The sequence below is a fragment of the Stenotrophomonas sp. Steno-Z10-BAI genome, assembly GCF_056393115.1.
On sequence record NZ_JBWJOZ010000014.1, the window covers coordinates 1 to 5,284 of the forward strand.

Annotated in this window: 7 protein-coding genes; 1 reads left to right on the forward strand and 6 read right to left on the reverse strand. The window is 59.7% G+C overall.

Translation table 11 applies throughout. The features are described from left to right. From AC06E9_RS19585 to AC06E9_RS19610, 6 genes are all read right to left on the reverse strand, one after another. A partial coding sequence (locus AC06E9_RS19585; RefSeq protein ID WP_478056670.1) for a DUF3987 domain-containing protein occupies nucleotides 1-682 on the reverse strand: 682 nt, incomplete at its 3' end. Further along, nucleotides 679-969 (reverse strand): hypothetical protein, encoded by a 291-nt coding sequence (locus AC06E9_RS19590; RefSeq protein ID WP_313475623.1) that lies wholly within the window; start codon nucleotides 967-969, stop codon nucleotides 679-681. The genes AC06E9_RS19590 and AC06E9_RS19585, both read right to left, overlap by 4 nt. A 115-nt stretch (nucleotides 970-1,084) precedes the next feature. Next, nucleotides 1,085-1,333, reverse strand: a complete 249-nt coding sequence (locus AC06E9_RS19595; RefSeq protein WP_111008288.1) for a helix-turn-helix transcriptional regulator — start codon at nucleotides 1,331-1,333, stop codon at nucleotides 1,085-1,087. A gap of 182 nt (nucleotides 1,334-1,515) precedes the next feature. Further along, nucleotides 1,516-1,980, reverse strand: coding sequence for a hypothetical protein (locus AC06E9_RS19600; protein WP_478056671.1), 465 nt, complete (start codon nucleotides 1,978-1,980; stop codon nucleotides 1,516-1,518). A 179-nt stretch (nucleotides 1,981-2,159) separates the two neighbouring features. After that, nucleotides 2,160-2,981 (reverse strand): GIY-YIG nuclease family protein, encoded by an 822-nt coding sequence (locus AC06E9_RS19605; RefSeq protein WP_478056672.1) that lies wholly within the window; start codon nucleotides 2,979-2,981, stop codon nucleotides 2,160-2,162. Between the two features lie 4 nt (nucleotides 2,982-2,985). Then, complete coding sequence (locus tag AC06E9_RS19610) at nucleotides 2,986-3,831, reverse strand: HNH endonuclease (RefSeq protein WP_478056673.1); 846 nt, start codon at nucleotides 3,829-3,831, stop codon at nucleotides 2,986-2,988. 790 nt (nucleotides 3,832-4,621) lie between these two features. Here AC06E9_RS19610 and AC06E9_RS19615 point away from each other — a divergent pair. Continuing rightward, nucleotides 4,622-5,098, forward strand: a complete 477-nt coding sequence (locus AC06E9_RS19615; protein WP_478056674.1) for a tyrosine-type recombinase/integrase — start codon at nucleotides 4,622-4,624, stop codon at nucleotides 5,096-5,098. Nucleotides 5,099-5,284 lie beyond the last annotated feature (186 nt).

Below are 5,284 nucleotides of genomic sequence, written 5' to 3' on the forward strand. Positions count from 1 at the left end.
GATTGTTGACCACGATGCTGTCGTCTGCGCGATCCAGCGTCAGTGTTTTGGCGCCGTCCCAAGCCTTGTTGAGCGTACCAAACTTGTTCATGGCACCTCCCTTGAGCACGATTTCGCCTTCATCACTCAGGATTGCGATCGACTTGCCATCGCCCTGCATGCTTTCCATCAGGGGGCGTTCGGTGATGTTCTGGTGCACGATGCGACTGAGGACAGGCTTGGCGGGCTCGCACGCGCCATGGCTGATGAGTTCTTCGCGCAGTTGTTCGATGTCGTCGTCTGTGCCGCTGTCCAGTGCCTTGGCTACCCTGCGTTGCAGGGACGCCTCCTTGGCATCCCAAAGGCGCCGGTCTGCCTTGTAGGCGAGCAGGGCCAGGGCGTGATCTCTTGCCACCTTCTCGTCGTGCTCGTAGATGGGCGCGCCAACAATACTGTCGGTGGCCGACTTGCGTTCGCCGGAATCGGCAATGACCAAGACATCCAACGAAACCGGGCGGAGCTGGCCAGTGGGGAGTTCGACATCCACATCTCCCTGCGACGCGATGGACATCGCCGTGAGGAACGAACCGGCGATCAGCGCGTCGGGCGCTTTCAGGTTGTGCTGGACTTCCAGGATCGCGTCCCGGATGGCGCTGTACATAGCGTGGATGGGGTAGGCGCGAGGCAGATAGGGAGTGTTCATTCCTTACCCTCCTCTTCAACGCGGGAGCCCGAAATGCTGGGGATCTTCTGGGCCTCCATCGCCATCATCTCCTTGAAGCGGGCAGGATGGAGCTTCAGCCCCTTTTCCGCGAGGGTGGCCAGGATCGCTTTTTGTGTGACGTTCTTTTCCAGCATCTCGACGATCGCCGGATAGAGCAGCGAGAAGAGCTGGCCCTTCCGGTGCTGAGGGTTGGATTGCAATTCCCGAAGCGCTCCCATGATGTCGTCGGCTTCGAACTGAAGGTCATCGTTGATGTTGTGCTGCATTTTTTCGTACCAAGATTTTTGTGAGGTGGTCCGCCATGTTGTGTGGCGGGGTGTGGCAGGTAGCGTCTAGAACAACGCCCCGCAGGACAGTCGCGAACCAGTCGCGCATCTACTGTCAGTCCACACCCCCTCTGGCCTGCATCAGGCCAAGGATGTAGTCGTCAATCTCGTGCTCAATGAATCCGACGCTTGAGCCGTAGCGCACGGGCTTCGGCAGGTCAGGGTCGAAGTAGGGTGATTTCCGATCGAGACGCGTGTAGAGCGTGGAACGCGCGAGGTTAAGGCGCTTCGTCGTCTCGAGCAGGGAAATGATTTGGAGTCGCTGCGAATTCATGAGTGTGTCGGCAAGCTGATGCTTGGACACACGTTAAAAATTCGGAGAGAAAGTGCCGATCCCTAGTGGATGCAATACGTTTTTATTGCGGCTATCAGGTAGAGTAATAGCGGCAATTCAACGTCATTGTGATGCGCTCAGACGTGCGTGCCGCACGCTAGCTAGGAATTCGCGATGAATCAGAACCGCATTTGCCGGTACCGCTGATGTAATCAGCGGGTTCGCCTGCTCGTTGGAGGCAAGACTTTTTTGATGTCCGGTCGCTTGAGCAACGCGCGCCACTGATAGTCAGTTGCATTGAATCCGGAGATCTCGTCGGCTAGTTCGAAAAACTGCCGATGGACCTCTGGGCGGCTCTTCCATCCGTTCTTGGGTGTCGCGGCAATGAGCTTGCGGGCGACAGCATCTTGAAGTTGCTTGGCGTTCTCGCCCTTCTTCAATCCGCCTTTGCGGCCATACTGTTCTAGCTTCGAGTTGATGGCCTGTTCTGGCGTAGTCAGGGACTCGGCTTCATTGATGCCAATGAGGTGCCCCAAGTGCTCCGATGCTTGGACGAGATAGGACCAGGCAGCAGATTCTTGGTTCTCTTGGATGGCGGAGTGGGCTGCATCCAGCAGCTCGATCACCGCTTCGCGCTTTATCTCGTTGAAGAAGATGACGTCGCTGCGGTTGGACATCTCGGGTGTCCTGTCGAACTTAGCCGCGAGTCCTGCCAAGGTTTCCTTTATGCTCTTTTGTTCCACACGTACTACCTTCGACATCGACTCATGTACCTGAGTAGCTTAACGCGGCGGTCTGTGAGCTGGTGCGATCGATGCGGTTCTTTGAATCGCCCCGAGTGACCTAAGGGGCATTCTTAGTTCCGGTTGAGGCCGTGGTCCCGTGACAGCAGAACGGACTTCCAGTGGCTCTCCCGTTCGCAGAGATCGGCCTCGGTTGCCGACAGGTCAGCGATTTCCAGGACGGCAAAGCGCAAGGCATGCCGGCGTTCGTCGGGGGCCTCGATGCCGAACTCCTGGCGCAAGGCGACGTTGCCCCCGTGCCCGTTGGCCGCATACGCGCACCAGCGACCCCAGATGCCGTCGGCGCCCGATGCCTTGCCGACGTAGAGCCGGCCGGTGGCCGTGTCTGTGATGACGTAGACCCCCTTCACCGACGAAAGAGCCGCGCGCCAGGCGGCGGACTGGTTGCGCACCACGATGTCTAGCTGCGCTTTGGTGAGGTTCACTGCCTTGAAGCCGGGGAAGTCGGCGATTGACAGCCGCTCGGGCAGCAGCTCGACCACCGTGAGATCGTCGGCCAAAGTCTCGCCGCGGGGGTAGGAATGTCGTTCGGTGTAGACGCTTTCCAGGTAGAGGCGACCCACCCACTCCTCGCAGGAGGGCACCCGCTCAAGGGTGTAGAAATAGTGGGGCTTCGGATCGGCTTCTTCCACGTAGTCGAGAGATCGGAACAGTCCGGCGTAGAGCCAGCGCGTGGGGGAGCCCGTGTTGACCAGCGATACGACTAACTCGCGCTGGAAGTTGCGTTTGGTCTGCCAGCGCTGCCACCAGTCGAATTTCCCTTCCAGGAACACGTCCAGCGGTCGCTCGTTGCCGTTGTAACGCGCCAGGTGGACCTTGGCCTTCGACGGATCAAACGCGGGCTCCCACACCTTGAGCAGGTCGAACAGTCGCATCGGCTTATGGCCCCGAGTGGCGAGCCTGGCACCGCGCCGCGTGATCGGCCAGGTGGGCCGGGTTGGGGCGGTGGGCCGGTGAAGCGGGCAAGACCAGCGCCTTGCCCTGCAAGGCGGCGTAGTCGGTGGTGAGCAGAGACGGCGCCAAGGCCACCGTATGCGCGGGGGTGATCCACAGTAGCCGGCAATCGAAGAGCGTGTGGACGTCCGCGCGCAGCAACAGGCCGTTGTCCACCCGGTTCGTATGCGCGCCCTTGTAAGGCAGCACGTGAGCGGCTTCCAGCACCTCCAGCGCCGAGCACCCGGTGATGGCGCAGCGGCCGCCGTAGGCGTCCAACAGCTTGGCGCGGAACAACGGCTGGCCGCGGCGCTGGGCCACGGCGCGCATCGCCCTCACGCGGGCGTCGTGGTCGCTGTCCACTGGAGCGGCGAACGCCCCTGCCTGCGCGTCTGCCTCCACCCGCGCCTGGTCGTCCATGACCAGGGGCATGACCTTCCACTTTCCGTCGCCGCCCTTTTGCAGGTCCACGTGCCCGTGGTCCGCTGTGTTGAACAGCACGTAGCGGGTGCGTCGCGGCGGGCCGGGGTCGACCAGCTTGAACAAGCGGTCGTGTGGGTGGTCTTGGTCGCTTCGCCAGTTCGTGCGCGAGTAGTTGTAGTGAATTCGGCTGGGGGAGTTGACAGTGAAAAGCTCCAAGTCGGCGCGGGCGTTCCCCAGCGGGTCGTGAGGGTAGTGCGCCCGGTCCCAATCCTCGACCTCGGCCAGCGAGGCGCTGTTTAACGCTTCGATGGCGTCGGCTGCTCGCCAATACTTGACGCCATCACGTCCAGGCTTCTGTTTGGCGGTCATTGGGTACGTCCTCCGTCCAGTGTCCCCACAGCCCACAGAGGTGAGCACCAAGCGCGGGGCATGAAGAAGACTGGATAGTACTTTCCTGTACGAGGTGGGACTATTGCTCGTCTGCTCACATCGACCGTCAGGCTTCGAATCCAGTCCGCTTCTGGGGAATGTGAGTAACGATGCGAGTAACCGCAGCTGACCGCCCAAATTATTTTCTTTCCCAACAAACTCTTGGGGACTGAATGTGATTGCTGGTGGGCCACCATCGAATCAGGCACTTGGCATCAACCGTGTGGGCGAAAGCATAAGTTGGCCGTTTCGGCCAACTTGTACTAAAGCGTAAAGCACAAGTTGGCCGGTTTGAGGCCTCTCGAAGCTGGCCGCCCTAGACGATTCAACGACTTATGGACCGTAAAAGGCAATTTTGCCGGCTGCGGCCAACTTGTGCTGAAGTCTCTGAGTATCGGCTAGGCGACAACTGCGCCCGAAGGGTTCCAAGTGATGGTGGTGCCTATTGGTCAGCTTATCGACAGGCCCAAGTGTGCTGCACCCAATGACGCTTGATCGCATACGCGCACCACCCATCGGCTTGGTATCCGCTTTCGGCCTAAGGTTGAGTCCAGCGGAGGTCACGTAAGGCAGGCAGGGTAGAGGCCCGAGCCGGGACCCTCATATGCCATCTCACCTCACGCCGTGGAACAAGGGAAAGCTGGTCGGCCAAAACGCGCCGCTCAGACTCAGCGACATTTGGTCCATTCGGGTGCGCCTACAGCTGGCCGGGCGAGCTCGAGATCTGGCGATGTTCAATCTAGCGATTGATTCAAAGCTACGGGGGTGCGATCTAATCAGCCTTCGGCTAAAAGATGTATCTCACGGCTCTACCATCGCCAGGAGGACGATCGTACTGCAGCGGAAAATAGGTAGGCCAGTTCAATTTGAGCTAACGGAGATGACAAGGTCCGCCATTGCTGACTGGTCCCGTCAAGCCCAGCTAGCATCTGCATCTTACTTATTCCCTGGGTGGGCTGCGGACCATCTCTCCACCCGCCACTACGCGCGAATCGTTGAGTCATGGGTCACAGATATCGGACTCGACCGACATAGCTGCGGAACTCACAGCATGCGTCGGACGAAGGCATCACTAATCTATCGCCGGACTAAGAACCTTCGCGCAGTTCAGATTCTGCTCGGCCACACCAAGCTTGAGAGCACAGTTAGGTACTTGGGCATAGAGGTCGAGGACGCGTTGGAGATGGCAGAGCAGACTGAAGCCTAACGGACACAACTACTGGACCGGCGGCCTCAAGGACATACGTCCGGAGGCCGCTTTCGACCCAAAGCGGACACTTGGTATCGGCAGTGCCGGCCTCTTCAATCGGGTTAAAACGTCGGCTTGCTAGCCTGACCCAGTCGACCTAAGATCGAGCGGTATCATGGGGATGGCCCACCATACGGCGCGCTG